This is a genomic window from Microbacterium sp. NPDC060117, assembly GCF_042729315.1.
In the GTDB taxonomy this organism is placed as follows: Bacteria; Actinomycetota; Actinomycetes; order Actinomycetales; family Microbacteriaceae; genus Microbacterium.
Window position 1 is genome coordinate 418,554 of record NZ_JBHWXR010000002.1, and the last position, 22,633, is coordinate 441,186.

28 protein-coding genes are annotated in these 22,633 nt (G+C 68.6%); 16 read left to right on the forward strand and 12 right to left on the reverse strand.

Annotated elements, in window-relative coordinates; all coding sequences use genetic code 11:
* Window positions 1-122 precede the first annotated feature (122 nt).
* From ACFWCK_RS08140 to ACFWCK_RS08150, 3 genes are read right to left on the reverse strand one after another with little or no spacing between them, the layout of a single operon-like run.
* Entirely contained in the window at window positions 123-896 is a 774-nt protein-coding gene (locus ACFWCK_RS08140) for a glycerophosphodiester phosphodiesterase family protein (protein ID WP_378805389.1), read from the reverse strand.
* Complete coding sequence (locus tag ACFWCK_RS08145) at window positions 893-1,900, reverse strand: SPFH domain-containing protein (protein ID WP_378805390.1); 1,008 nt, start codon at window positions 1,898-1,900, stop codon at window positions 893-895. The genes ACFWCK_RS08140 and ACFWCK_RS08145 overlap by 4 nt, the downstream gene beginning before the upstream one ends.
* Before the next feature lie 21 nt (window positions 1,901-1,921).
* Entirely contained in the window at window positions 1,922-2,398 is a 477-nt protein-coding gene (locus ACFWCK_RS08150; RefSeq protein ID WP_378805391.1) for an NfeD family protein, read from the reverse strand.
* Window positions 2,399-2,533: 135 nt separating this feature from the next.
* On the opposite strand from ACFWCK_RS08150, the gene ACFWCK_RS08155 reads away from it, so the two are divergent.
* Window positions 2,534-3,298 carry an SDR family oxidoreductase gene (locus tag ACFWCK_RS08155; protein WP_378805392.1) on the forward strand — a complete coding sequence of 255 codons (765 nt, stop codon included), beginning with the start codon at window positions 2,534-2,536 and terminating at the stop codon, window positions 3,296-3,298.
* A gap of 69 nt (window positions 3,299-3,367) precedes the next feature.
* Here the strand turns inward: ACFWCK_RS08155 and ACFWCK_RS08160 are convergent, their stop codons facing one another.
* On the reverse strand, window positions 3,368-3,952 hold the full coding sequence (locus tag ACFWCK_RS08160) for an HdeD family acid-resistance protein (RefSeq protein WP_233309453.1): 585 nt from the start codon (window positions 3,950-3,952) through the stop codon (window positions 3,368-3,370).
* A gap of 124 nt (window positions 3,953-4,076) precedes the next feature.
* Here ACFWCK_RS08160 and ACFWCK_RS08165 point away from each other — a divergent pair, with 124 nt between their 5' ends.
* From ACFWCK_RS08165 to ACFWCK_RS08195, 7 genes are all read left to right on the forward strand, one after another.
* Complete coding sequence (locus tag ACFWCK_RS08165) at window positions 4,077-4,514, forward strand: helix-turn-helix transcriptional regulator (RefSeq protein WP_378805393.1); 438 nt, start codon at window positions 4,077-4,079, stop codon at window positions 4,512-4,514.
* 10 nt (window positions 4,515-4,524) lie between these two features.
* Window positions 4,525-4,935, forward strand: coding sequence for a VOC family protein (locus ACFWCK_RS08170; protein WP_233309455.1), 411 nt, complete (start codon window positions 4,525-4,527; stop codon window positions 4,933-4,935).
* A 90-nt stretch (window positions 4,936-5,025) separates the two neighbouring features.
* Window positions 5,026-7,380: an ATP-binding cassette domain-containing protein gene (locus ACFWCK_RS08175; protein WP_378805394.1), complete on the forward strand. Its 2,355-nt coding sequence runs from the start codon at window positions 5,026-5,028 to the stop codon at window positions 7,378-7,380.
* 13 nt (window positions 7,381-7,393) lie between these two features.
* Complete coding sequence (locus ACFWCK_RS08180; protein ID WP_378805395.1) at window positions 7,394-8,212, forward strand: TrmH family RNA methyltransferase; 819 nt, start codon at window positions 7,394-7,396, stop codon at window positions 8,210-8,212.
* Between the two features lie 507 nt (window positions 8,213-8,719).
* The gene (locus ACFWCK_RS08185; protein WP_378805396.1) at window positions 8,720-9,070 is read left to right on the forward strand and encodes a YnfA family protein; all 351 of its coding nucleotides are present in this window, start codon (window positions 8,720-8,722) and stop codon (window positions 9,068-9,070) included.
* Between the two features lie 152 nt (window positions 9,071-9,222).
* Window positions 9,223-9,561, forward strand: coding sequence for an ArsR/SmtB family transcription factor (locus ACFWCK_RS08190; RefSeq protein WP_378805397.1), 339 nt, complete (start codon window positions 9,223-9,225; stop codon window positions 9,559-9,561).
* Window positions 9,558-10,244 carry a cation diffusion facilitator family transporter gene (locus tag ACFWCK_RS08195; RefSeq protein WP_378805398.1) on the forward strand — a complete coding sequence of 229 codons (687 nt, stop codon included), beginning with the start codon at window positions 9,558-9,560 and terminating at the stop codon, window positions 10,242-10,244. Before ACFWCK_RS08190 ends, ACFWCK_RS08195 begins: the two co-directional genes overlap by 4 nt.
* A gap of 14 nt (window positions 10,245-10,258) precedes the next feature.
* On the opposite strand, the gene ACFWCK_RS08200 is transcribed toward ACFWCK_RS08195, so the two are convergent.
* The 7 genes from ACFWCK_RS08200 to ACFWCK_RS08230 all read right to left on the reverse strand — a co-directional run bounded on the left by ACFWCK_RS08200 (window position 10,259) and on the right by ACFWCK_RS08230 (window position 14,984).
* Entirely contained in the window at window positions 10,259-10,984 is a 726-nt protein-coding gene (locus ACFWCK_RS08200; protein WP_378805399.1) for an SDR family oxidoreductase, read from the reverse strand.
* 17 nt (window positions 10,985-11,001) lie between these two features.
* On the reverse strand, window positions 11,002-11,316 hold the full coding sequence (locus ACFWCK_RS08205) for a carboxymuconolactone decarboxylase family protein (protein ID WP_233309462.1): 315 nt from the start codon (window positions 11,314-11,316) through the stop codon (window positions 11,002-11,004).
* A gap of 186 nt (window positions 11,317-11,502) precedes the next feature.
* Window positions 11,503-12,201 (reverse strand): transcriptional regulator, encoded by a 699-nt coding sequence (locus ACFWCK_RS08210; RefSeq protein WP_378805400.1) that lies wholly within the window; start codon window positions 12,199-12,201, stop codon window positions 11,503-11,505.
* Between the two features lie 218 nt (window positions 12,202-12,419).
* A complete protein-coding gene (locus ACFWCK_RS08215) occupies window positions 12,420-13,265 on the reverse strand; it encodes an aldo/keto reductase (protein ID WP_378805401.1) in 846 nt (281 codons plus the stop codon).
* Between the two features lie 164 nt (window positions 13,266-13,429).
* Window positions 13,430-13,633 (reverse strand): cold-shock protein, encoded by a 204-nt coding sequence (locus ACFWCK_RS08220; RefSeq protein WP_233309466.1) that lies wholly within the window; start codon window positions 13,631-13,633, stop codon window positions 13,430-13,432.
* Between the two features lie 425 nt (window positions 13,634-14,058).
* A complete protein-coding gene (locus ACFWCK_RS08225) occupies window positions 14,059-14,418 on the reverse strand; it encodes a hypothetical protein (RefSeq protein ID WP_233309467.1) in 360 nt (119 codons plus the stop codon).
* Between the two features lie 32 nt (window positions 14,419-14,450).
* A complete protein-coding gene (locus ACFWCK_RS08230) occupies window positions 14,451-14,984 on the reverse strand; it encodes a GNAT family N-acetyltransferase (RefSeq protein WP_378805403.1) in 534 nt (177 codons plus the stop codon).
* Window positions 14,985-15,050: 66 nt separating this feature from the next.
* Here ACFWCK_RS08230 and ACFWCK_RS08235 point away from each other — a divergent pair, with 66 nt between their 5' ends.
* The 3 genes from ACFWCK_RS08235 (at window position 15,051) to ACFWCK_RS08245 (ending at window position 17,468) form a co-directional block, all read left to right on the forward strand.
* Complete coding sequence (locus ACFWCK_RS08235) at window positions 15,051-15,833, forward strand: class I SAM-dependent methyltransferase (RefSeq protein WP_378805404.1); 783 nt, start codon at window positions 15,051-15,053, stop codon at window positions 15,831-15,833.
* Between the two features lie 187 nt (window positions 15,834-16,020).
* On the forward strand, window positions 16,021-16,827 hold the full coding sequence (locus ACFWCK_RS08240; RefSeq protein ID WP_378805405.1) for an alpha/beta fold hydrolase: 807 nt from the start codon (window positions 16,021-16,023) through the stop codon (window positions 16,825-16,827).
* A 50-nt stretch (window positions 16,828-16,877) separates the two neighbouring features.
* On the forward strand, window positions 16,878-17,468 hold the full coding sequence (locus tag ACFWCK_RS08245; protein ID WP_378805406.1) for a hypothetical protein: 591 nt from the start codon (window positions 16,878-16,880) through the stop codon (window positions 17,466-17,468).
* Window positions 17,469-17,488: 20 nt separating this feature from the next.
* On the opposite strand, the gene ACFWCK_RS08250 is transcribed toward ACFWCK_RS08245, so the two are convergent.
* Window positions 17,489-18,232 carry an SUMF1/EgtB/PvdO family nonheme iron enzyme gene (locus ACFWCK_RS08250; RefSeq protein ID WP_233309472.1) on the reverse strand — a complete coding sequence of 248 codons (744 nt, stop codon included), beginning with the start codon at window positions 18,230-18,232 and terminating at the stop codon, window positions 17,489-17,491.
* A gap of 41 nt (window positions 18,233-18,273) precedes the next feature.
* On the opposite strand from ACFWCK_RS08250, the gene ACFWCK_RS08255 reads away from it, so the two are divergent.
* Genes ACFWCK_RS08255 through ACFWCK_RS08275 form a run of 5 tightly spaced genes read left to right on the forward strand, consistent with a single transcriptional unit; the run spans window position 18,274 to window position 22,594 of the window.
* A complete protein-coding gene (locus ACFWCK_RS08255) occupies window positions 18,274-18,783 on the forward strand; it encodes a DUF2127 domain-containing protein (RefSeq protein ID WP_378805408.1) in 510 nt (169 codons plus the stop codon).
* A 10-nt stretch (window positions 18,784-18,793) separates the two neighbouring features.
* Window positions 18,794-19,366 carry a dihydrofolate reductase family protein gene (locus ACFWCK_RS08260; RefSeq protein WP_378805409.1) on the forward strand — a complete coding sequence of 191 codons (573 nt, stop codon included), beginning with the start codon at window positions 18,794-18,796 and terminating at the stop codon, window positions 19,364-19,366.
* A 54-nt stretch (window positions 19,367-19,420) separates the two neighbouring features.
* Entirely contained in the window at window positions 19,421-20,860 is a 1,440-nt protein-coding gene (locus ACFWCK_RS08265; RefSeq protein ID WP_378805410.1) for an adenosylhomocysteinase, read from the forward strand.
* Window positions 20,857-22,170, forward strand: a complete 1,314-nt coding sequence (locus ACFWCK_RS08270; RefSeq protein WP_233309476.1) for an amidohydrolase family protein — start codon at window positions 20,857-20,859, stop codon at window positions 22,168-22,170. The genes ACFWCK_RS08265 and ACFWCK_RS08270 overlap by 4 nt, the downstream gene beginning before the upstream one ends.
* A complete protein-coding gene (locus ACFWCK_RS08275; RefSeq protein WP_378805411.1) occupies window positions 22,163-22,594 on the forward strand; it encodes a cupin domain-containing protein in 432 nt (143 codons plus the stop codon). The genes ACFWCK_RS08270 and ACFWCK_RS08275 overlap by 8 nt, the downstream gene beginning before the upstream one ends.
* The last annotated feature ends 39 nt before the right edge of the window (window positions 22,595-22,633 follow it).

Below are 22,633 nucleotides of genomic sequence, written 5' to 3' on the forward strand. Positions count from 1 at the left end.
GGCCCGGGCTGTGCAGAAGGTGCGAAGGGGGCAAACCATGAACGCTTTCACAGTCGATACCCAGCCCAGGACCGCACGGCGCGAGAGATGGGACCGGATCCGCAGAACCGTGGGACTGGATCTCAGCGCGGGGAGAGGGTCCTGATCGCCACGTCCGCGCGGTCCGTGACGATGCCGTCGGCGCCGGCGGACACGAGCGTCCGCATGCGCTCGGGGTCGTTCACGGTCCACACGTGCACCTCGGCCCCGGCGTCGTGCGCGGCGCGGACGAGTGCCGGGGTGAACACGCGAAGCGCGCCGAACCGCTCGGGGATCTGCACGGCGTCCAGTCCCCGCAGGACCCGACGGGCCACCCCTCGCAGACGCAGCGCGGATGCGAGGAGGAGCAGCGCGATCGCGGTCCGCCCTCCCGAGGACGCCGGCAGCACATCGGCCCCGGCCGCCGCGGCGGCCTCCAGCGCGGCCCGGCGATTGCGGTCGTCGAAGCTGGTGAGGAGGACCCGGTGCCCGTGGGCGGCGACTGCGCGACCCACGTCCCCTGCAGCTGCACGCGACTTCACATCGACGTTGAACCGCAGCAGAGGAAAGGACTCGAGGGCGTCGGCGAGCGTGAGCAGGCCGCCGTGGGCGGCGAACAGCTTGACGAGCTCGGCCGTCGGGACCTCGGCCACGGGACGGGGATCTCCGAGCAGACGTTGCAGCGTCTCGTCGTGGAACAGCACGGCGTCACCGTCGGCGGTGGCCCGGCAGTCGGTCTCCACGTACTCCGCGCCGGCGGCGTCGGCGGCGGCGAGGGCGAGGGCGGAGTTGTCGAACACGGACGAGTCCTCGCCCACCAGACCGCGGTGAGCGAGGACTCGCGGCGCCGAGGCGCCCTGGAAGTACGGGTGGGTCACGCGGCGCCGTCTGAGGCGGGTGCGGGAGCCACGGCAGGGGAAGCCGCCGCGCGCGTGGTCGGGACGGCCGGCGACACGGGGGCCTTCGGGGTGAAGGGCGTGGATCCGCCGGAACCCGGCGTGAACGCGCCGCCGAAGTTCTTCAGCGCTTCCGTGAACTCGCTCGGGATGATCCACAGCTTGCTGGATGCGCTCTCGCTGATCTTCGGCAGCATCTGCAGGTACTGGTACGCGAGCAGCTTGTCGTCGGGCTGGCCCTGGTGGATGGCGTTGAAGACGTTCTGGATCGCCTCCGCCTCGCCCTCGGCGCGCAGCACGGCGGCCTGCTTCTCGCCCTCGGCGCGGAGGATGTCCGCCTGCCGCTGACCTTCGGCCTCCAGGATCTGCGACTGCTTGGTGCCCTCCGCGGTGAGGATCGCCGCGCGACGGTCGCGCTCGGCGCGCATCTGCTTCTCCATCGAGTCCTGGATGGAGACGGGCGGGTCGATGGCCTTCAGCTCGACGCGCCCGACCCGGATGCCCCACTTGCCGGTCGCCTCGTCGAGAACGATGCGCAGCTGGCCGTTGATGTTGTCGCGGCTGGTCAGCGCTTCCTCGAGGTTCAGACCGCCGACCACGTTGCGCAGTGTGGTGGTCGTCAGCTGCTCGACTGCGCCGAGGTAGTTGGCGATCTCGTAGGTCGCGGCGCGGGCGTCGGTCACCTGGAAGTACACGACCGTGTCGATCGACACCACGAGGTTGTCCTCGGTGATCACGGGCTGCGGCGGGAACGAGACGACCTGCTCGCGCATGTCGATGAGGGGGCGCAGACGGTCGATGAACGGCACGAGCAGGTTCAGGCCCGGCATCAGGGTCTTGTGGTACCTGCCGAGCCGCTCGACGACCCCGGCGGTGGCCTGGGGGATGATCCTGACCGATCGGGCGATGGTCACCAGCACGAAGATGATGACGGCGATCGCGAGGATCCATCCGATGGCGGTGGGGATGAAGGACGCGCTGTCCATGAAGGGCTGCTCCTGTTTCTCCTAGACGTGGGCGGAACGGACGTATGCGGTGGCGCCTTCGATCCGCTCCACCGTCACCGGGGCGCCGGGGGAGAGGGGCGCGATGACGGGAGCCTCTGAGGCGAGACGGGCGGTCCAGGTTTCGCCGTTGCTCAGCTTGACCTGCCCGGTGAGCGACGTGACCTCGAGCAGCACGGTGCCGTGCAGTCCGATCAGCGCGTCGACGTTCGAGCGGGTCTGGTCCTCGCCGCGATGAAGACGGCGCAGCAGCGGCGGTCGCAGGACGAAGATGAGCAGCACGGCCGCGAGGGCGGCGATGATCACCTGCACCCAGACCGGCCATCCTGTGAGCGTCGAGAGCAGGCCTACCGCGGAGCCGAGCCCGAGCATGAGGAAGGTCATGTCGAGCGTGAAGATCTCGATGACGAAGAACAAGACCATGAGGACCAGCCAGCCGATCCACGCCCAGTCCTGGAACATCTGCAGGATCGTGTCCATACCGCCCCTTCTTTTTGCCAACCTATCACGCGGTCAGCGTGCCCTCACCGCGTCACTCGCCGCGGAATCACGCGGATTGGTAGGGTGTTCTGGTCCCACCCGCGCGCCGCGTGCGCACCCTCTCGAGGAGTCCCCGTGTCTCAGACCCTTCCCGCCGATTCGCTGACCGGCAAGGTCGCCCTCGTCACCGGATCCTCCCGTGGCATCGGCGCCGACACGATCCGGTACTTCGCTGAGGCCGGGGCGGACGTCGTCATCAACTTCCGCAATAAGGCACCCCGCGCGGAGAAGCTCGCGGGCGAGGTGCGAGCGCTCGGCCGCCGCGCTCTGGTGGTCGGCGCCGATCTGACCGACCCGGCGTCGGTCGCCGAGATGTTCGGCGCGGTCAAGGCGGAGTTCGGCGGACTGGACGTGCTGGTCCTGAACGCCTCCGGCGGCATGGAGGCGAACATGGGCGAGGACTACGCGCTGCGCCTCAACCGCGATGCGCAGGTCAACGTGCTGGAGACCGCACTGCCGCTGCTGCGCGAGGGCGGTCGCATCGTCTTCGTGACGAGCCACCAGGCGCACTTCATCCGCACCACGCCGACCATGCCCGAGTACGAGCCGGTGGCGCTCTCCAAGCGCGCGGGCGAGGACGCGCTGCGCGAGCTGATCCCGGCGGTCGAGGCGCAGGGCGTCGAGTTCGTCGTCGTCTCGGGCGACATGATCGAGGGGACGATCACCGCCACACTGCTGGAACGGGCCAATCCCGGCGCGATCTCCCAGCGGCGCGAGTCGGCGGGACGTCTGTACAACGTGGCGGAGTTCGCCGCCGAGGTCGCGCAGGCCGCCGTCGAGCCGGTCCCGGCCGACCACACGCGGCTGATCGGCGACGTCAGTGGGTTCGTCGCCGAATAGGCGTCGAAGACGCCGAAAGCGGCCCGGAGCCTCAGAGGCTCCGGGCCGCTTTCGCGTGGATCCGAGGGATCAGACTCCCGCGGCCGCGGCTACGGCCTTCGCGTCCTTGCCGATGGTGATCGCGCGCACGATCTGCGCGATGCCGAGCACCACGAGCGAGATCGCCAGGAACAGCCAGAAGAACGGCACGGCGGCCAGTCCGAGGCTGATCACCGCGATGCCGGCGATGATGCTGAGCAGGGCGTAGAGCAGGGTCCAGGTCTTCGACCCGTCCGTGCCCATGAGCGTCAGAGAGATGACGCCGTCGAAGATCCAGCTCACGCCGATGAAGATCACCGTGACGAGGGCGAAGGCGATCGCGGCGGTCTGGATGTTCGTGAACGCGATGACGCCCGCGACGATGTACAGGAGACCGAGCACGATGTGACCGATCCGGGCCCAGCCGGACTTGCCGGCGCTGAAGATGCCGAGCCCGATGTACACGACACCGGCGACGATCAGATAGGCGGCGATGATGCCGGTGAGGACGAACGCGGTCTTGACCGGCCACACCAGCATGACGATGCCTGCGATGAGGGCGATGACGCCCGAGACGGCGAGGAAGACTCGGAGCGACTTCACGAGGCTCTTCGCTTCGGAAACTGCTTCGGACATGAGGATGGCCCTTTCTGAGTAATCCCTGGGAATTGGGGATGCCCTCACTGTACAGCGGCACCTGTGACAGTGCCCGGATCTGGGGATTCCGTGTCCCGTGGCACCCTCGTGCGAGGATCGTGAGATGAATCCGGCCGCTGACGACGATCGCCTGCGCGATCTCGCGGCCCTGCGGAAGGTGCGCGACCGCATCGACCGGGAGTACGCGCAACCGCTCGACGTCGAGGCCCTCGCAGCAGGGGTGCACATGTCGGCGGGGCACCTGAGCAGGCAGTTCAAGCTGGTCTACGGCGAGCCGCCGTACTCGTATCTGATGACGCGCAGGATCGAGCGGGCCATGGCCCTGCTGCGCCGCGGCGATGTGTCGGTGACGGAGGCGTGCTTCGCCGTCGGGTTCCAGTCGCTGGGCACGTTCAGCACCCGATTCTCCGAGCTCGTCGGCGTCTCGCCGAGTCGCTACCGCTCGGATCCCGGTCTGGGACCGGGGATCCCTTCATGGATAGAGAAGCAGGCGACCAGACCGATCAGGAATCGAGAAGCCCCGCAGGATCCTCCGGCGTAGCGTGAGCCGCATGGACATCATGATCAACGCCAGCTTCCTCCCGCACACCGACGCCGAGGAGTCGCTGCGCTTCTACCGCGACGTGCTGGGCTGGGAACTGCGCAAGGACGTCGGCTATCAGCAGATGCGCTGGCTCACCGTGGGACCGGCGAACCAGCCCGACACCTCGATCGTGCTCACGCCTCCCGCCGTGGACCCCGGCATCAACGACGACGAGCGGCGCACGATCCTGGAGCTCATGGCGAAGGGCAGCTTCGGCGGCGTGGTGCTCGCCACGGAGAACGTGGATGCGGCGTTCGCTGAGATCGAGGCGCGCGGTGCGGATGTCGTGCAGGAGCCGATCGACCAGCCTTACGGGATCCGCGACTGCGCGTTCCGCGACCCGGCGGGCAACATGATCCGTCTGCAGCAGGTGGCCTGAAGCCTGCGCGGTGCCTGCGACGACGTCGGGGCGCACCGCTATCCTTTGACGCGCCCCTTGCCGTCCCGTCCGATACGGAGAGACACGCCGATGACCGAGCAGCACGTCGCCGACACCCACGATGCGATCCGGGTGCAGGGCGCCCGGGAGAACAACCTCAAGGACGTCTCGATCGAGCTGCCGAAACGCCGACTGACGGTGTTCACGGGGGTGTCCGGCTCCGGCAAGAGCTCTCTCGTCTTCGACACGATCGCCGCCGAGTCCCGGCGCATGATCGACGAGACCTACAGCGCCTTCGTCCAGGGGTTCATGCCGTCGGTGCCCCGCCCGGACGTCGACGTGCTCGAGGGCCTGACCACCGCGATCCTCGTCGATCAGGAGCGCCTCGGTGCGAACCCGCGCTCGACCGTCGGCACCGTCACCGACGCGAACGCGATGCTGCGGATCCTGTTCTCGAAGCTCGGAACCCCCTACATCGGCGGGCCGACGGCGTTCTCCTTCAACATCCCGACGCAGAAGGCCAGCGGCGTGATGACCGGCCCCGGCGGCGAGAAGAAGATCGTCAAGGATGCGATCTACCTCGGCGGCATGTGCCCGCGATGCGAAGGCAGGGGAGCGGTGTCCGATCTGGATCTCACGCAGATCGTCGACGAGACGAAGTCGCTGAACGATGGTGCGATCATGGTGCCGGGTTACACGGCGGACGGCTGGATGGTGCGCCAGTTCGCCGAGTCGGGCTTCTACCCGGCGGCGAAGCCGGTCTCGACGTTCACGGAGAAGCAGCGCCAGCTGTTCCTGTACGGCGAGATCACCAAGGTCAAGATCAACGGGATCAACATCACGTACGAGGGGCTCATCCCGAAGATCACGAAGTCCATGCTGTCGAAGGACATCGACGCCCTGCAGCCACACATCCGCGCCTTCGTCGAGCGGGTCGCGACGTTCGCCGTCTGCCCGGAGTGCGACGGCACGCGCCTCACCGAGGGGGCGCGGTCCTCGAAGATCGACGGCGTGAGCATCGCGGACGCCTGCCGCATGCAGGTGACGGATCTCGCCGCGTGGGTGCGATCGCTCGACCTGCCGGGCGCGGGACCACTGCTCGACGCGCTGCGGGCGAACCTCGATGCCTTCGTCACCCTGGGTCTCGGCTACCTCTCGCTGGAGCGGCCCAGCGGCACGCTGAGCGGGGGAGAGGCGCAGCGGATCAAGATGCTCCGCCACCTCGGATCCTCGCTCACCGATGTCACCTACGTGTTCGACGAGCCCACGATCGGCCTGCATCCGCACGACATCCAGCGCATGAACGGGCTGCTGGAGCAGCTTCGCGACAAGGGCAACACCGTTCTCGTCGTCGAGCACAAGCCGGAGACGATCGCCATCGCCGACCACGTGGTCGATCTCGGACCGGGGGCGGGCAGCGCCGGCGGCGAGATCTGCTTCGAGGGCACGGTCGAGGGGCTGCGGGCCAGCGGCACGCTCACCGGACAGCATCTCGATGACCGAGCGGCTCTCAAGCCGGAGGTGCGCGAGCGCACCGGGGCGATCGAGGTGCGCGGCGCCACGACGAACAACCTGCAGGATGTCGACATCGACGTGCCGCTCGGGGTCCTGACGGTCGTGACGGGTGTCGCGGGCTCGGGCAAGAGCTCACTGATCCACGGTTCCGTGGCCAAGGGTGAGGGTGTCATCTCGATCGATCAGACCTCGATCAAGGGCTCGCGACGCAGCAACCCCGCCACGTACACGGGGCTGCTCGAGCCGATCCGAAAGGCGTTCGCGAAGGCGAACGGCGTGAAGCCGGCGCTGTTCAGCGCGAATTCCGAGGGCGCTTGCCCGACGTGCAAGGGGGCAGGCGTGATCGTGACCGAGCTGGGCTTCATGGACACCGTGGAGAGCCCCTGCGAGGATTGCGGCGGTAAGCGCTTTCAGGCGGCTGTTCTCCAGTACAAGCTCGCCGGCAAGGACATCACCGAGGTGCTGGACATGCCGGTTGCGCAAGCGCACGAGTTCTTCCGCGGGGGAGAGGCCAAGATTCCCGCCGCGGTGACGATCCTGAGCCGCCTCGAGGACGTCGGGCTCGGCTACCTCTCGCTGGGTCAGCCGCTGTCGACGCTGTCCGGTGGAGAGCGTCAGCGCATCAAGCTCGCGACGCAGATGGCCGACGGCGCCGCGACGTACGTGCTGGATGAGCCGACGACCGGCCTGCACCTGGCGGATGTGCAGAACCTGCTGGGGCTGCTGGACCGTCTGGTCGACTCCGGCAAGTCGGTGATCGTCATCGAGCACCACCAGGCCGTGATGGCGCATGCCGACTGGATCATCGACGTCGGTCCGGGTGCCGGCCACGACGGCGGGCGCATCGTCTACGAAGGCACCCCGGCCGACCTGGTGGCGGCGAAGTCGACCGTGACGGGCGAGCACCTCGCCGCCTACGTCGGCGCCTGAGAGGAGATCCACCATGGCGGACCTTCGGATCACGACGCGCAACTCGCGGTTCCAGCTGCTCGAGGCGCTGACGCGCAACCGCAACCACCGTTCACGCGAGCATCGGTTCGTCGTGCAGGGTGTGCGTCCGATCTCCCAGGCGGTCGAGCACGGCTGGACGATCCTCACCGTGATCCACGACGCGCAGCGCACGCTGTCGCCGTGGGCGCGGGAGATGGTGCAGCGGGCGCCGGAGACGATCGCGATGAGCCCGGTGCTGCTGGCTGAGCTGGCCGACAAGGACGAGGGCGCCACGGAGCTCATCGCCGTCGTGGCGATGCCCTCGGATGAGCTGTCGCGGATCCCGGTGCCGCGGGACTTCCTGGGGATGGTGTTCGACCGTCCCACGCAACCCGGCAACATCGGGTCCATCCTGCGCTCGATGGACGCGCTCGGCGGGCACGGCTTGATCGTCTCGGGGCATGCGGCGGATCCGTACGATCCGAAGTCGGTCCGCGCGTCGACCGGGTCGCTGTTCGCAACGCCCGTGGTACGGGCGGCCTCGGGTGGTCCGGTGTTCGACTGGGTGCGAGAGGTTCGGGCGCAGGGCACGCCGCTCACGCTGGTCGCGACCGACGAGCACGGCGACGTGGATGTGTGGGACTACGACTTCACTCAGCCTTCGCTGGTGCTGATCGGCAACGAGACGACCGGATTGGCGCGCGGGTGGCGAGACGCCGCGGACGTGATCGTGCGCGTGCCGATGAGCGGATCCGCGAGCTCGCTGAACGCCTCGAACGCCGCCACGCTGATGCTCTATGAGGCGGCACGGCAGCGGGCGGCGACCAGCTGATCGGCAGAACGCGATAACGACGCGGCGCTGTTATGTCAGCTTCGGGTTCCCTTTCCCAGACGGAGTGCTGCGGGGAAGAGTTCCATCCGGGCGATGATGCGATCCAGGCCCAGGCCCAGGCCCAGGCCCAGGCCCAGGCCCAGGCCCAGACCCGGGTTCGTCGGTGCGGATCTGGAGGGTCGAACAGTTGGATCTTGTGGGGCGCCTCGTGGGCGTCGCCGCTGACAGCGCGCTGGACCAGCGTGGCGTGATGGCCGTGCCGCAGCACGGGCGCCACGCACGCGCACGCGTGCAGAGCGGAATGAGTCCCTGGGATCGCCCACAGCAGGCCGTACCGTGCAATCGCACGGTACAGATGAGTTCCGCGATCTCGTTCGGGATATCGCTGATAATGCACATTATGTCAGTACGCGGAGCACGTGTCCTCGACGATCCGCAAATGGATCTGGTGGCCTTGCTCCCCTGCTGCCGACTCATCGCCATCCGCGCAGGTGGCAGGCTGGCAGCATGACGGCCGCTCGAATCATCATCCTGTTCCTCGTCGCCGCTGCTGCCGAGATCGGCGGAGCATGGTTGATCTGGCAGGCGGTGCGCGAGAATCGCGGTTGGTGGTTGGCGCTCCTCGGAATCGTGGCCCTCGGCGCTTACGGGTTCGTCGCGGCGTTCCAGCCTGATGCCAACTTCGGGCGTGTGCTGGCCGCGTATGGCGGCATTTTCGTCGCAGGATCATTGGCCTGGGGAATCATCGTCGACGGGTTCAAGCCCACGCAGTGGGACTACGTCGGCTCGGCGGTCTGCCTTCTGGGTGCCGGCATCATCATCTTTGCGCCGATGCTCAGCTCCTCGACGGTCGAGTGACCTGTCCTCCAGGTGTCTCCAGGGTGTCTCCGGCGATCGCTGTGGTCGGCGTCGGGCAGGGTGCAGTCGGTACGGGCCACGGCTTTCGGGCGGGAGGCTTCCCTCGACGATACACAGTTTCGTTAATTCACGCATTTGTGTACTTTTGACCCATGCCCACTCCCCTCGCCGCAGCGACGCACACGGCTGCTCTGGCGCGTCTCGGACACGCGCTGTCAGATCCCACGCGGGCCGGTGTGCTGCTGGCGCTCCGTGAATCGCCCCGGCACCCCTCCGACCTTGCGGAGGCTCTGGGTGTTTCACGTCAGGTGATGTCGAACCAGCTTGCCTGCTTGAGAGGCTGCGGACTCGTCGAGGCGATTCCCGACGGCCGGCGCACCTGGTACCGGCTCGCGGATTCGCATCTCGCGCCGGCACTCGATGAGTTGATGCGCGTGGTGCTCTTCGTCGAGCCGGGGTGCTGTACCGGAGAGAGCTGCAACTGCGCATGAGTGGCACAGCTGCTCGCCTCACGGTCGACCGCCGCCACCGGCTCCAGCGACGCATCCGCTGGATCGTGGCCGCGACCATCGGCTACAACGTCGTGGAGGCCGCCGTGGCGATCTCCGCCGGCACGGTTGCGTCCTCCACGGCGCTCATCGGATTCGGCCTGGACTCCACGATCGAAGTGCTCTCGGCGGCGGCGGTCGCATGGCAGTTCACCCGCCGTGATCCGGAGAGATGGGAGAAGGTGACGCTGCGCGTTATCGCCGTCGCCTTCTTCGCCTTGGCCGCGTACGTCACCACCACGTCGGTACTGGCGCTGCTCGGCCGTGTCGATGTCCAACATTCGACTCTCGGCATCGTCATCACCGCGCTGAGCGTGCTCGTCATGCCGTTCCTGTCTCTCGCGCAACGGCGTGCGGGCCGTGAACTCGGCTCAGCGACCGCCATCGCGGACTCCAAGCAGACGCTCATCTGCACCTACCTTTCCGGGGCCGTCCTGGTCGGGCTCGTGCTGAACAGCCTGTTCGGGTGGTGGTGGGCGGATCCGATCGCAGGGCTCGTCATCGCAGGATTGGCCGTCCGAGAGGGCGTCGAGGCGTGGCGGGGAGACGCCTGCGCCACGTCAGTCGGGATGATCCTCGAAGACGACCACGACCACGACCACGACGACGCGCCGGCCGTGCGGTAGGCGCTGTCGCTCGTTCAGACCTGTCCCGCCGGGCGGAGCAGGATCTCGTTGATCGCGAGGTGCCTCGGTCGGCTGATCGCGAAGGCGATGACTTCGGCGATGTCGTCGGCCGTGACCTCGGCGTGGCTGTACAGCTCGTTGACCGCGGCGTTCGTGTCCGCATGGGTGATGTGAGTCGGCAATTCGGTCGCGACCACGCCGGGCTCGATCAGCATGACCCGCACGTCCGGAAGGAGTTCCTGGCGAAGGGATTCGGACCAGCCGTTGATCCCCCATTTGGTCGCGGCGTAGACGCCGTTGCCGGCACGCGCAGTACGCCCCGCGACCGAGGAGATGTTGACGATGTCGGCCGCGCCGCTGGTCTTGAGCTGCTCCAGGAACACCTCGGTGGCCGAGATCGCGCCGAGGAGGTTGACTTCGATCATCGCGCGGTAGTCGTCGCGCTGCGCGGTGGCGAAGGGGCCGAGCAGCATGATCCCGGCGTTGTTCACGAGGACGTCCGCTCCCCCGAGAGCGGCGACGTGGTCGGCTGCCGCACGGAGCGCATCGTGGTCGGTGATGTCGGCGGATATGGCGGTGGCTCGGTCGCCGAGCTCGTCGGAGAGGGCGGTGATCCGGTCAGTGCGTCGAGCGAGGAGCACGACGTGATGGCCCGTGGCGTGGAGGGCCCGGGCCGTGGCGGCGCCGATGCCGGAGGATGCGCCGGTGATGACAGCGATCGGAGCGGTCGTGGAGGCCATGCGGGTTGGTCCTTCGGTCAGTCGGTGAAGACGGTTTTGGCGATCTGGATCGCTGACATGGCTTTGGGCCAGCCGGCGTAGAACGCGAGGTGGATGATCGCTTCCTTCACCTCGTCTTCGGTGAGCCCGTTGTCGCGGGCGAGGCGGAGGTGATTGGGCAGCTGCTCGAATGCGCCGCTCGCGACGAGCGCGGCGACGGTGACGAGGCTGCGGTCGCGTCGGTTCAACTCGGGTCGGGCCCAGACGTCGCCGAACAAGACGGTGTCGGTGAGTTCGACCAGCTTGGGGGCGAAGTCGCCGATCGCCCGCTGCGCAGGGGTGGGATCAGTCATGGGGTCAGTCCTTCTCGGCTGCCCGTGCAGCCTCGCGGTATTCCTGGTCGGTGACGTGCTCGGACCAGGTGACGGCCGGTCCATCACCGTGGGGCAGATCGCCACTGGGGATCGGGGGGACCTGCACATCCCCCGTGAACCTCGCCGCCGGGCCCTTGCTGCTCGACGGATCCCCCTGCAGGCGCATCACGACACCGCTCGGGAGGTCGAGGCGAGGCTGCCGAGCAACTGCAGTCGTTCGGCGCTGGGCGACGCAGGGTCGACGGTGTAGGCGTACATGACGAGCCCGTCGCTGCCGGGAAGGTCGAAGGCTTCGTAGTGGAACTGGAGGTCGCCGACGACCGGATGGTTGATGCGCTTGGTGCCGGAGCGGTGGAAGCGGACGTCGTGCGCGGCCCACATGGTGCGGAACGTGTTGCTGCGGGTGACGAGTTCGCCGATGAGATCGGTGAGTGCTCTGTCGTGGGGGTTCTGGCCTGCGGCGATGCGCAGCGTCGCGACGATGCTGCGGGCGCCCGCCTCCCAGTCCGGGTAGTAGGTCCGGGCGAAGGGGTTGCGGAAGACGAACCGGGCGTTGTTGCGGCCGTTCGCGGGATCATCGATGATCGGTGCGAACACGGCGGCGCCGAGCACGTTCGTCGCGAGGAAGTCCTTGCGCGGGTTCGTCACGTACACCGGGGTGCCGATGATGGTGTCGAGGAAACGCTGCAGGGTCGGCCGCACCGACGCCTCCACCCTCGGTTTCCTCCTTCGCAGTACCCCGACCGGTGCAGCGGCAGCGGCCAGGTCCTGCAGATGGGAGATCTCCGCATCGTCGAGCCGCAAGGCGCGGGCGAGAGCGTTGAGGACCTCCGGGGAGACGCCGGAGAGGTTTCCGCGCTCCATCTTGGCGTAGTGTCCACGCTCATTCCGGCGAGCATCGCGACCTCCTCCCGCCGCAGACCTGCGACGCGGCGGCGGCCGCCGCCGATGATCCCCGCCTGCTCCGGGGTGAGACGTGCACGACGGGTCATCAGGAACTCGCGCACCTCGCTCTGATTGTTCATGTGTTCATGTTCCGTCTCTGGAGCCGGGGAGAGAGGACACAGCCTCTCCCCCGCGTTTCAGGCTTCGGGGATGTCCCGACCGAACGCCTCGAGCGTGATCATCTCCGGTTCCGGGCCACCACGCACGCCCCGGTCGAGCGCATCGATACGGCGCAGCTCATCACCCGTGAGCTCGAAGTCGAACACGTCGAAGTTCTCCGCGATGCGGCCGGCCTTGACGGACTTGGGGATCGCGGAGCGCCCCTCCTGCAGATGCCACCGCAGCATCACCTGTGCCGCACTCTTCCCGTACCTGCCCGCGATCTCGAGGATCGACGGGTCGGTGAACCTGCTCATGCCGCCCTCGCCGCGGTAGGACGTGATTCCACCGATCGGAGACCAGGCCTGGGTGAGGATCCCGTGCTCGGCGTTGGCTGACTGCACGACCGGCTGGGTGAAGAACGGGTGCACCTCGACCTGGTTCACCGCCGGTACCACGTCGGTCTCCGCAAGCAGGGCATTCAGGTGGATGGGCATGAAGTTGCTGATCCCGATCGCGCGAACCCGGCCGTCCTTGTACAGCCGCTCGAGGGCCCGGTACGCGTCGAGAGTTCTGTCGAACTCGCCCGGAAGCGCCTGGTGCAGCAGGAGCAGGTCGATCCGGTCGACGCCGAGCTTGCGGGCGCTCTTGTCGAACGCGTGCAGGGTGCGGTCGTAGCCGTAGTCGCTGATCCAGATCTTCGTCTCGATGAAGACATCGTCACGGGCGACGCCGGACTCGCGGATCGCATCGCCGACTCCGCGTTCGTTCGCATATGCGGCCGCGGTGTCGATCAGCCGGTACCCGGTCGCAAGGGCCGTGGCGACGGCGTCCCTGGTCTCGTCGGGCGGCGTCTGGAAGACGCCGAAGCCGAGGGCCGGCATGATGACGCCGTTGTTCAGGGTGAGAGTGGGTGCTCATGAACTCGACCGTAGGCCTGCCGAAAACGGATGAACAGGGACTGTCAGTACATGGATAACCTCGCGCCCAGAAGAAAGCGGGCGTCCCGGCATGTGACTGCCGGGACGCCCGCTCGCTGCCGTGAGGCTCAGATCACCTGGATGTTGGCGGCCTGCATGCCCTTGGGGCCACGCTCGGAATCGAACGAGACCTTCTGGTTCTCCTCGAGGTTGCGGTAACCGTCGCCCGTGATCGCGCTGAAGTGCGCGAAGACGTCAGCGGTGCCGTCGTCGGGGGCGATGAATCCGAAGCCCTTTTCGGTGTTGAACCATTTGACGGTGCCAGTGGCCATGTCGTCGTTCCTTCTTGTCTGGGACCCGTTGAACGGTCCGCGAATCCGCGACGATGCCGTCGGGAAATCTGGGGTGGCGCCGTTCGGCGCTCGGTGTCGGCCATGATCAGACGTGTCGGCCGGGCTCCACATGGGTCTCGGCGCCGGCGTGGGCGACGACACGGAAGTGGGAACAGCAGGAGAGATCAGAGAACCAACCGGTGGGGAGCGCATCACGATGGCTGACGCAACCAGAGTCACTGAACTGAATACCCGCTCGGCCGATGTCCGAGCCCAGAAGCTGGTCCGGAGCAGAACCCCGGCAGAAACCACAACTTCAACAACCTGGGCACAACCCTATCCCCTCCAGGCTGAACATCGGCCCGAAGTCCCGGGGCTCTGGTGCCACAGGATCCGGGAACGCGCGCACCGCGCCGACGCGCGGATCATGCCGGGCCGTCGGGAAAGGCCAGATCGTAGGCGCGTGCGAGCTTCTTCGGCACGACCATGCGCCAGGCGTCGACCACGAACTCGCGGGCCTCGCCCGGCTCGAGCGCCGCGAGGTCGGATCGCACCCAGTGGAACCGCATGTCCGATGGCGACGGCAGCTGGAACTTCTCAGGCTGGCCCCCGACAAGCCCCTCGCGCAGCTCCTTCGGGAAGCCGAACTCCATGATGCGCTCGTCGGCCGAGAAGGCGACGTACACGAGCTGTCCCACCCGGAACTTCAGCCGTCCGCGGACGTAGACCTCGTAGGAGCGCTCCAGTGCGGATCCGAGTGCCCGCACGTCCTCGATCGTCGCCATGCGCAACCTCCTCCGGCTCGACGATAGGCCGATCAGCGCGAGATCTCGCGCATCGTCATGAGCGAGCGGCCGTGCGCATTCTCGGTGATCACCGTCCCGGTCTCGACGAATCCGAGCTTCTCAAGAGCGCGGCGTGACGCGATGTTCCAATCCCACACGCTCGCCCACAGCCGGGCGATGCCCGCGTCTCCGGCCCAGCCGATGACGGCGCCGCCGGCTTCCGTTGCATACCCGCGGTTGTGCGTGGAGCGCAGCAGTTCGAACGCGAGCTCCGGCCGATCGCCCTCCGCATCCCAGACCACGCCGCAGTATCCGATCGGTTCGCCGCTCTCCTTCTGCACGACGGTCAGCAGTCCCGGGCGCGCAGGGCCGCGCCGCCGTTGACGGATGTCATCGACGATCTCGGCCTCCGTCGGGTGCCCGTCCGCGTCGAGTCTGCGGTGCGCGGGAACCCGCTCGTCACGCTCGGTCCACAACCGATGGAACACGGCGGCGTCCTGCACCCGCTGCGGCCGCAGGACCAAGCGGTCGGTCGTCAGGGTCGTCGCACGCGGGTCTACGGGCATGGCCTCATCATCGCACCGCTCGCGCACGCCCCGTGCTTCCGAGTGCCGTCGTGTGAGGATCGACGCATGACGGATCGTGCACGGACTCAGGACGGCAGCGCGGGTGACGCGGACTACGGGCTCATCGGCGGGACTTACAGCGACTTCCGGCGGCCGGATCCTCGGATCGCGGCGATCGTGCGTGACGCTCTCGGCGACGCGCAGTCGGTGCTCAACGTCGGTGCGGGTGCGGGCGGCTATGAGCCGGTCGGCCTGGACGTCACGGCGGTCGAACCGTCCGCGAGCATGCGCGCGCAACGACCGGCCCACCTCGCCCCTGCGCTCGACGCCGTCGCAGAGTCGCTGCCCTTCACCGATGCGTTCTTCGACGCGGCGATGACGACCTTCTCCGTGCACCAGTGGGCGGATCTGCCGGCGGGGCTGGCGGAGATACGACGGGTCACCCGCGGTCCGGTCGCGATCCTCACCTGCGATCCGGATCTGCTGGACCGGTTCTGGCTCGTCGAATACGCGCCCGAGGTCATCGAGACCGAACGACGACGCTATCCCTCCTTGGCGGCGCTGGCCGACGGACTCGGCGGCAGCGTCACCGTCGAGCCGGTGCCCATCCCGCTGGACTGCACCGACGGGTTCAACGAGGCCTACTACGGGCGCCCCGAGGCGCTGCTCGATGCCGGTGCACGGGCGGCCTGCTCGGCCTGGAGCTTCGTGAGCCCGACGAGCGCGGAGGAGTACGCCGATCGCCTCCGCCGAGCGCTCGACTCGGGTGAGTGGGATCGCCGACACGGCGAGTGGCGTCACAGGGCGAGGTTCGAGGGGTCGCTCGTCCTCGTCCGCGCCCTCCCCTGACTTCCCGAGCGCCCCGAGGAGGAATAGCCTGCCGCCAGGATCATCCGTCTCCGGGAGGCACGCGATGCGGTACAGGGGCATGACGTCGGTCGCCGCGGTGCTGATGTTCGTGCTGTTGTGCGGCTGTGCCCCGATGCCTCCCGGCGCGCCCGCCTCGTCCCCGTCCTCCGCCCCTGATCGCGGAGGAATGGTGCGCATCTCGACGTCGCGAGAGATGTTCCTGACCTGTCGCGGATCCGGCTCCCCGACTGTCGTCCTGATCTCCGGCACGGGCGGTGCGGCCGACGAGTGGACGACGCTGCCGCGCCCGCAGACGCCGCTCCCGACAGCCACCCCCGCAGCAGGCCCCACCGCTGTGCTGCCCTCGCTCTCCGCGGACGTGCACGTCTGCGCCTATGATCGCCCCGGCACGATCCGCGAGGACGGAGCGACGTCCCCGTCGACGCCCGTGACGCAGCCGACGACGGCGGAGGACGGTGTCCGCGATCTCCGAGATCTGCTCCGCACCGCCGGCGAGGACGGTCCGCTCGTCCTGGTCGGTGCGTCCTGGGGCGGCTTGATCGCGCAACTCTTCACGCGCGAGGACCCTCAGCGCGTCGTCGGCCTGGTCCTCGTCGATTCGGCGTCCACCTGGCTCGCCCGGACGTTCAGCCCTGCGCAATGGCGGGCCTGGATGGCCGTCATCGCCGCGGCCCGTACGGATGGCACCGCGGAGAGCCCCGCGTACGACCCGACGATGCAGGAGTTCGCCACAGCCGCACCGGTGCCCGACGTGCCGACCACCGTGCTCTCCTCGGATCAGCCGTGGGACCTCGGGTTGACTCCCGGCGCGTCGACCTGGCCCGGATGGCTGGCCGCGCAGGACGAACTCGCACGCTCATGGCACGCGACGCATATCAGCACGACGGACAGCGGCCACGGGATCCAGGTGGAGCGGCCCGCCCTGGTCGTGTCGGCGATCCGTGACGTGCTCGAGAGCGTACGCGGACAGTGACGTGCCGACGGATTCCGCTGGAGGCATGTGGTCCGTGTCACGATGACGACATGCACAGGTCGAGGACGACCCGGATCATCGGGGCGCTGATGGTGGGGGCGTGCGCAGCGCTCATCTCCGGTTGTGCGGCGTGGTCGCCCCAGGCGGATGCGGAGCGCAGCGCGCGACAGGGGCTCGCGGCCATGGTCGAGAAGTTCCAGGATCAGATCTGGCAGTTCCGGGCACTTCTGTCGCGTGATCCTGAATCCGCGCTGCCGGACATCGACGGTCTGGTAGACCTCCGCCTGCGCAGCGCGGAAGGATCTTGGCTGCTCACCGACCTCCGCCGAGACGACTCCGGGACAGCGATGACGCTGACGACCTCAGCAGGGGGCGAGTCCGGCGGCGGGCTGTTCTACGCGCAGGTCTCCCTGCGCACATGCTGGACGCTCATCGTCGCGCCCGACGGCACGCGGATCGACACTGAGGCTGCGGACTGCGATGAGGGTGCTGCCGCGGGCCGGGCTCCCGAGCCGCTGAGGGAGGCCACGATCGTGCCGCTCACAGATCTTGAGGTGCGGTCTCACGTCGACGAGACCGACTATCCGGCGCTCCCGTGCCAGTGTTCGAGCGGTGAGGTCTGCGACTGCCCAGGAGGGTGAGCGTCGCTGCGAAGAGGTTGTCAGCGCCGCGGGGTCCACCCCGTCGGCAGCGGGCCCGAGAACAGCGCGCGTTCCTCGTCGGCGGCGAGCGACCAGCCCTGAGCGGCGTCGTGACCGTCGAAGCCGCCGCGCGCGACGCGGAAGCCGAGGTCGTCCTGTGCGGTCCGCGGATCCCCGCCCCTGCGCACCGAGGCACGCACGTTCCACGCGTCGTCGGCGAATCCGCCGCCGCGGAACACCCGGTACTCGCCGTAGCGGGCCGGATCCAGCAGATCCCAGCACCACTCCCACACGTTGCCGAGCGTGTCGAACAGTCCGTTCAGGTTCGGCATCCGCTCCCCCACACGCTGCGGATGCCGTACGCCGTCGGCGGCTGTCCAGGCGATGTCCGGAAGCGGTCCGTAGTGCGGGGTCGTGGACCCGGCGCGGCAGGCGTACTCCCACTCCGCTTCCGTGGGGAGGCGGAATCCATCCGCCGAGACGTCCCAGCGCACCTCCGGTCCGTCGAACCGATATACCGGATCCAGCCCCTCCCACTCCGAGGCGGCGTTGCAGAACCGGACGGCGCGCTGCCAGGAGACGTCCACGGCGGGCTGGTCCGGCCGCTCCGCCGCGATACCGAGGAGCTCGGAGACCTGCTCCTCGGTGACGGCGTAGACACCGATCTCGAACGGCTGCAGGGCCACCTGCCAACGACGCTTCGTGCGCGCATCATGCAAGCCGACGGTGCCGCCGGGCAGCGCCCGCATCTCGATATCGCTCATCTCAGGGCAGTCTAAGAGACGGTCTTCGTAGCATCGAGCACATGGCCGCGTCCGGACAGCACCGCACCCTCGATCGGGTCTTCGCCGTGAGCATCGTGCTCAAGGGTCTCGACGGCGTCGTAGAGCTCATCGGCGGACTCGCCCTGCTCTTCATCTCGCCGGCCCGGCTGCGCGATTGGCTCGGGGACGTGGTCTCGTTCGTCCTCGTCGGGCACGAGCGCTCCCCCGTGTTCCACTGGGCCATCCATCTGGGCGATTCGTGGGGCACCAGGACGACGCTCTTCGCGGCGGCCTACCTGCTGCTGCACGGGATCATCAAGGTCGTGCTGGTCTGGGCATTGCTGAAGCAGCAGCTCTGGGCGTATCCGTGGATGCTCGCGGCGCTCGGTGTCTTCATCGTCATTCAGGGCTACGAGCTCGTCGTCCACTTCAGCTGGTGGATGCTCGCCCTCACTCTCTTCGACGTCTTCATCGTGGCACTCACCGCTCGCGAGTGGCAGCTGCATCGGAAGCGTCGCGCAGCGGAGGCCGATGTCGGCAGCCACACGTAGGGTCTCCCCCATGACACGCGCGATCTTCTACACCGCCTCGACTGTGAACGGGTTCCTCGCCGACCCGGACGATGCGCTGGACTGGCTTCTGGCGATCCCGCAGGACGAGGCCACGGCCGACATCGCCGCGTTCACGGAACGTATCGGAGTACTGGTGGAGGGGGCATCGACGTACGAATGGGTGCGGGGTCACGAGGATCTGATGGAGCATCCCGAGCGCTGGCAGCAGTTCTACGGCGATCGTCCGACGTTCGTCTTCACCCGACGCGAGCGGGAGCGGGTGCCCGGCGCCGACATCCGGTTCGTGCAGGGGTCCGTGATCGAGCACTGGCCGGACATCGTCTCAGCTGCCGCGGGCAAGGATGTCTGGATCGTCGGCGGTGGAGATCTCGTAGGCCAGTTCGTCGATGCGGACCTGCTCGATGAGATCGTCATCACCTTCGCGCCGGTGACGCTCGCCGCGGGGAAGCCACTGCTCCCCCGCGACCTCGATCACACGCGGCTCGAGCTGGTCGGCGTTCGCCGAGCGGGTCCCTTCGCGGAGCTCACCTATCGGCTGCCACGAGCCGCGCGCGACGCGTAGCGCACGTCGTCGCACGGCGCGGGCGGAGCAGGCGGAACGTCTACGCTGAAGCACGTGCCCGACGCCCTTCTGACCGCCGAACGACTCGTGCGGCGGTTCGCCCGTTCGACCAACCTGCTGGTGGCAGGCCGCACTTTCGACGTGGTCGGCGAGGACGAGGTCGCCGACGAGCTGCGCGAGCTTCTGTCCCGGCTGGGTGCACGACTCGGCCAGGGATCGGTGGTCTTCGCGCCGGAGTCGACGACGGAGATCCTGCTGAACGGAGACGCGCTGCCGTGGCGGGCCACCGCGGACGAGCGCATCGACTTCGCGGGCGTGCACATGCCCGTGTCCCGCGGCATCGCCGATGCGCTGCGCGAAGCCGGCACCGTGCGCGGCATCCGGATCGGCATCGCGATGGTGCTCGAGCCGAAGACGGCGCAGCTCGCGCTGCTGCTGCGCGCGGCCGGTGCCGACGTCGCGGTGTACGCGCACCCGGACGAGATCGATCCCGAAGTGGCCGCCGCGCTGCGTGCGCGCGGGATCCCGGTCGACGGGAACCCCGCGCTGTCCGGAGCAGCAGAACGCGACGCCGCCGTCGCATTCCTCCGGCGCGGTCTCGACCTGCTGCTGGACGATGGCTCGCATCTGATCCGGCTGGCTCACGAGCAGGACGCGCTGGGCGACCTGAGGGGCGCTGCGGAGGAGACGACGAGCGGCCTGACCCCGCTGCGCCGGATGGTCGCAGAGGGGGCGCTGCGGATCCCCGTGATCGCCGTCAACGACGCTCCCATGAAGACGGCCTTCGACAACCGTTACGGCACGGGACAGTCGTGTGTGTTCGCCGTCGCCGACGTGCTCGACACCGCCGGGATCTCCGTCCGCGACCAGCCTGCGGTGGTCATCGGCTACGGCCCCGTCGGCGAAGGGGTCGCCGCCCATCTGCGCGCGCTCGGAGCGACGGTGGGCGTCACCGAGACGGATCCGGTCCGCGCGCTCCGCGCGGCGCACGATGGCTACGTCACGGGGCATCTCCGCGACCTCGCACCGGGCGCGCTGGTCATCTCCGCCACCGGCGCGCCGCACACGATCGACGCCGAGACCCTGCGCGTCGCGGAGATCGTGGCCGTCGCCGGCGGCGTGCCGGGCGAGGTCGATGTCGACGTGGCGGCGCTGCGCCCGGTCGAACGTGCCGGTGCGGCACTCCCGCATCTCGAAAGCGCGGGCGACGGCGGGCTCCTCGTCGCGCGAGGCGGGTGCGTCAATCTCGCCGCGGCGGAGGGCAATCCGATCGAGATCATGGATCTCTCCTTCGCCGTGCAGCTGTCCGCCGTGGCTCAGCTGCTCGCCTCACCGCTCCCGGCCGGCGTGCATCCGTTCCCCGCGGAGGCGGATCAGGCGGTCGCTCGCGCAGCCCTGGCGGCACGGCACGAGGACCTCGATGTCCGCAGCGATGCACAGCGGCTCGCCCAAGACGACTGGCGTTCGCCGCGGTACCGGGAGGCGACGGCATGAGCGGCGTGACTCTGTACTCGGCTGGGCAGGTCTTCCCGATCACCGCCCCGCCGATCGCCGACGGTGCGGTGGCCGTCCAGAACGGCAGGATCCTGCACGTGGGCGAGCGCGCCTGGGTGCAGCGCTCGCTGACCGACCGGGGCATCGCGCCCACCGAAGTGCACTGGCCCGGTGTGCTGATCCCCGGGCTCGTCAACGCGCACACCCATCTCCAGTACACCGGCATGGCCGAGGTCGGGCAAGGCCGCTACCACGGCTTCGAGGACTGGGTCACGGCGTTCGATCCGGTGTACGAGAGCGGAAGGGACTGGGCCGCGGATGCGGCGGAAGGCGCCGCGAAACTGATCCGTACCGGCACGACCGCCGCCGCGGACGTCGTCACCGACAGGTCTGCGGCGTCCGCGCTGCACGATGCCCGTCTGCACGGCATCACCTACTGGGAGGTGATGAGCTGGACCAACGCGGAGTGGGCGCGCACCGGGCGTCGTCAGGTCGAGGACTCGCTGGACGCGCTGCCCACGCCACCGGGCACCGGACTGTCGCCGCACGCCCCGTACTCCCTCGACATCGAACCCCTGCTGGAGATCCCCGACATCGTCCGGGAGCGCGGGAGCCGCATCCACATCCACCTCGGCGAGGCGGCGTTCGAGAGCGAGTTCGCACACGACCAGGCGCACGCCTGGCACACGGCGGGTCTCGCGAGTTTCCAGGAGCTGCGCGACGCCGGCTTCGGCACCAGCGCGACCGAGTTCGTGGACCAGCTCGGTGTGCTCGGCCCCGACTGCCACATCGCGCACGGCGTCTACATGAGCGCCCGTGACCGGGCGATCCTGCGGGAGCGCCACACGAGCGTCGCGCTGTGCCCGCGCTCGAACGCGGTGATCGGTCTGGAGGAGCCGCCGATCGCCGCCTATCTGCGGGAAGGCAATCCCATCGCCGTGGGCACCGACTCGTTGTCCTCGAGCCCTTCCCTCGACCTGCTCGCGGACGTCGCGGAGCTCGCCCGCATCGCCAGATCACAGGGGTACACCGACCGCGATCTGCACGCGCGCCTCCTGAACGCCGCGACCCTGGGCGGAGCGCACGCGATGGGGATCGATGTCGGCCCGGACCGCACCGGCTATCTCGCCGTGGGCGCGCTCGCGGATCTCGCCTTCTTCGACGTCGCGCCGGGTGCCGATGCCGTGGTCGAGCTCGTGGAGTCGGGCGCGGGGCGGTCGGCCGCCACGGTCATCGCCGGCGAGGTGCGTCATGCGACCGCTGCTTTCGAAACCCCTGACCGGCACGCCACGGAGACGCCCCATGTCTGAGTCCATCCCCTCGACCGCGATCCGCCTCGCACTCGAGCCGCACCCCGAGGGCGGCTGGTTCCGCCGGACCTGGACCAGTCCGATCCCCATCGAGACCGCCGGCGGCGCACGTCCCGCGGCGACGTGCATCCACTACCTGCTCATGTCCGACGAGTCCAGCGCCTGGCACGTCGTCTCCAGTGACGAGCTCTGGCTCTGGCACGGTCCGGGTCGCCTCGAGCTCCGTCTCGGGGGCTCCGATGCGGCACCGGGCGACGCCGAGATCATCGTGCTCGGTCCCGACGATGCTGCACAGGCGCTCGTGCCCGCCGGAGTGTGGCAGGCGGCCCGTCCGCTCGATGACAGCGAGGTGCTGGTCTCCTGTTTCGTTTCGCCGGGTTTCGACTTCGCCGACTGGCGTCTCGCCGATTCCTCTACGGTATGAACGGGGCACCTGCGCCCGCAGTCCTACCCGTCCGCCCCC

Excerpts from the sequence above, each read along its gene's own strand:
- ACFWCK_RS08220 (WP_233309466.1), bottom strand. The coding sequence starts at position 13,633 with ATGGCCACTGGCACCGTCAAATGGTTCAACACCGAAAAGGGCTTCGGA.
- ACFWCK_RS08170 (WP_233309455.1), top strand. The coding sequence starts at position 4,525 with ATGGACATCATGATCAACGCCAGCTTCCTCCCGCACACCGACGCCGAG.
- ACFWCK_RS08225 (WP_233309467.1), bottom strand. The coding sequence starts at position 14,418 with ATGGCGACGATCGAGGACGTGCGGGCACTCGGATCCGCACTGGAGCGC.
- ACFWCK_RS08230 (WP_378805403.1), bottom strand. The coding sequence starts at position 14,984 with ATGCCCGTAGACCCGCGTGCGACGACCCTGACGACCGACCGCTTGGTC.
- ACFWCK_RS08195 (WP_378805398.1), top strand. The coding sequence starts at position 9,558 with ATGAGTGGCACAGCTGCTCGCCTCACGGTCGACCGCCGCCACCGGCTC.
- ACFWCK_RS08210 (WP_378805400.1), bottom strand. The coding sequence starts at position 12,201 with ATGGAGCGCGGAAACCTCTCCGGCGTCTCCCCGGAGGTCCTCAACGCT.
- ACFWCK_RS08215 (WP_378805401.1), bottom strand. The coding sequence starts at position 13,265 with ATGCCGGCCCTCGGCTTCGGCGTCTTCCAGACGCCGCCCGACGAGACC.
- ACFWCK_RS08250 (WP_233309472.1), bottom strand. The coding sequence starts at position 18,232 with ATGAGCGATATCGAGATGCGGGCGCTGCCCGGCGGCACCGTCGGCTTG.
- ACFWCK_RS08255 (WP_378805408.1), top strand. The coding sequence starts at position 18,274 with ATGGCCGCGTCCGGACAGCACCGCACCCTCGATCGGGTCTTCGCCGTG.
- ACFWCK_RS08160 (WP_233309453.1), bottom strand. The coding sequence starts at position 3,952 with ATGTCCGAAGCAGTTTCCGAAGCGAAGAGCCTCGTGAAGTCGCTCCGA.
- ACFWCK_RS08185 (WP_378805396.1), top strand. The coding sequence starts at position 8,720 with ATGACGGCCGCTCGAATCATCATCCTGTTCCTCGTCGCCGCTGCTGCC.
- ACFWCK_RS08175 (WP_378805394.1), top strand. The coding sequence starts at position 5,026 with ATGACCGAGCAGCACGTCGCCGACACCCACGATGCGATCCGGGTGCAG.
- ACFWCK_RS08165 (WP_378805393.1), top strand. The coding sequence starts at position 4,077 with ATGAATCCGGCCGCTGACGACGATCGCCTGCGCGATCTCGCGGCCCTG.
- ACFWCK_RS08240 (WP_378805405.1), top strand. The coding sequence starts at position 16,021 with ATGGTGCGCATCTCGACGTCGCGAGAGATGTTCCTGACCTGTCGCGGA.
- ACFWCK_RS08150 (WP_378805391.1), bottom strand. The coding sequence starts at position 2,398 with ATGGACACGATCCTGCAGATGTTCCAGGACTGGGCGTGGATCGGCTGG.
- ACFWCK_RS08245 (WP_378805406.1), top strand. The coding sequence starts at position 16,878 with ATGCACAGGTCGAGGACGACCCGGATCATCGGGGCGCTGATGGTGGGG.
- ACFWCK_RS08260 (WP_378805409.1), top strand. The coding sequence starts at position 18,794 with ATGACACGCGCGATCTTCTACACCGCCTCGACTGTGAACGGGTTCCTC.
- ACFWCK_RS08205 (WP_233309462.1), bottom strand. The coding sequence starts at position 11,316 with ATGACTGATCCCACCCCTGCGCAGCGGGCGATCGGCGACTTCGCCCCC.
- ACFWCK_RS08145 (WP_378805390.1), bottom strand. The coding sequence starts at position 1,900 with ATGGACAGCGCGTCCTTCATCCCCACCGCCATCGGATGGATCCTCGCG.
- ACFWCK_RS08180 (WP_378805395.1), top strand. The coding sequence starts at position 7,394 with ATGGCGGACCTTCGGATCACGACGCGCAACTCGCGGTTCCAGCTGCTC.
- ACFWCK_RS08275 (WP_378805411.1), top strand. The coding sequence starts at position 22,163 with ATGTCTGAGTCCATCCCCTCGACCGCGATCCGCCTCGCACTCGAGCCG.
- ACFWCK_RS08200 (WP_378805399.1), bottom strand. The coding sequence starts at position 10,984 with ATGGCCTCCACGACCGCTCCGATCGCTGTCATCACCGGCGCATCCTCC.
- ACFWCK_RS08190 (WP_378805397.1), top strand. The coding sequence starts at position 9,223 with ATGCCCACTCCCCTCGCCGCAGCGACGCACACGGCTGCTCTGGCGCGT.
- ACFWCK_RS08235 (WP_378805404.1), top strand. The coding sequence starts at position 15,051 with ATGACGGATCGTGCACGGACTCAGGACGGCAGCGCGGGTGACGCGGAC.
- ACFWCK_RS08270 (WP_233309476.1), top strand. The coding sequence starts at position 20,857 with ATGAGCGGCGTGACTCTGTACTCGGCTGGGCAGGTCTTCCCGATCACC.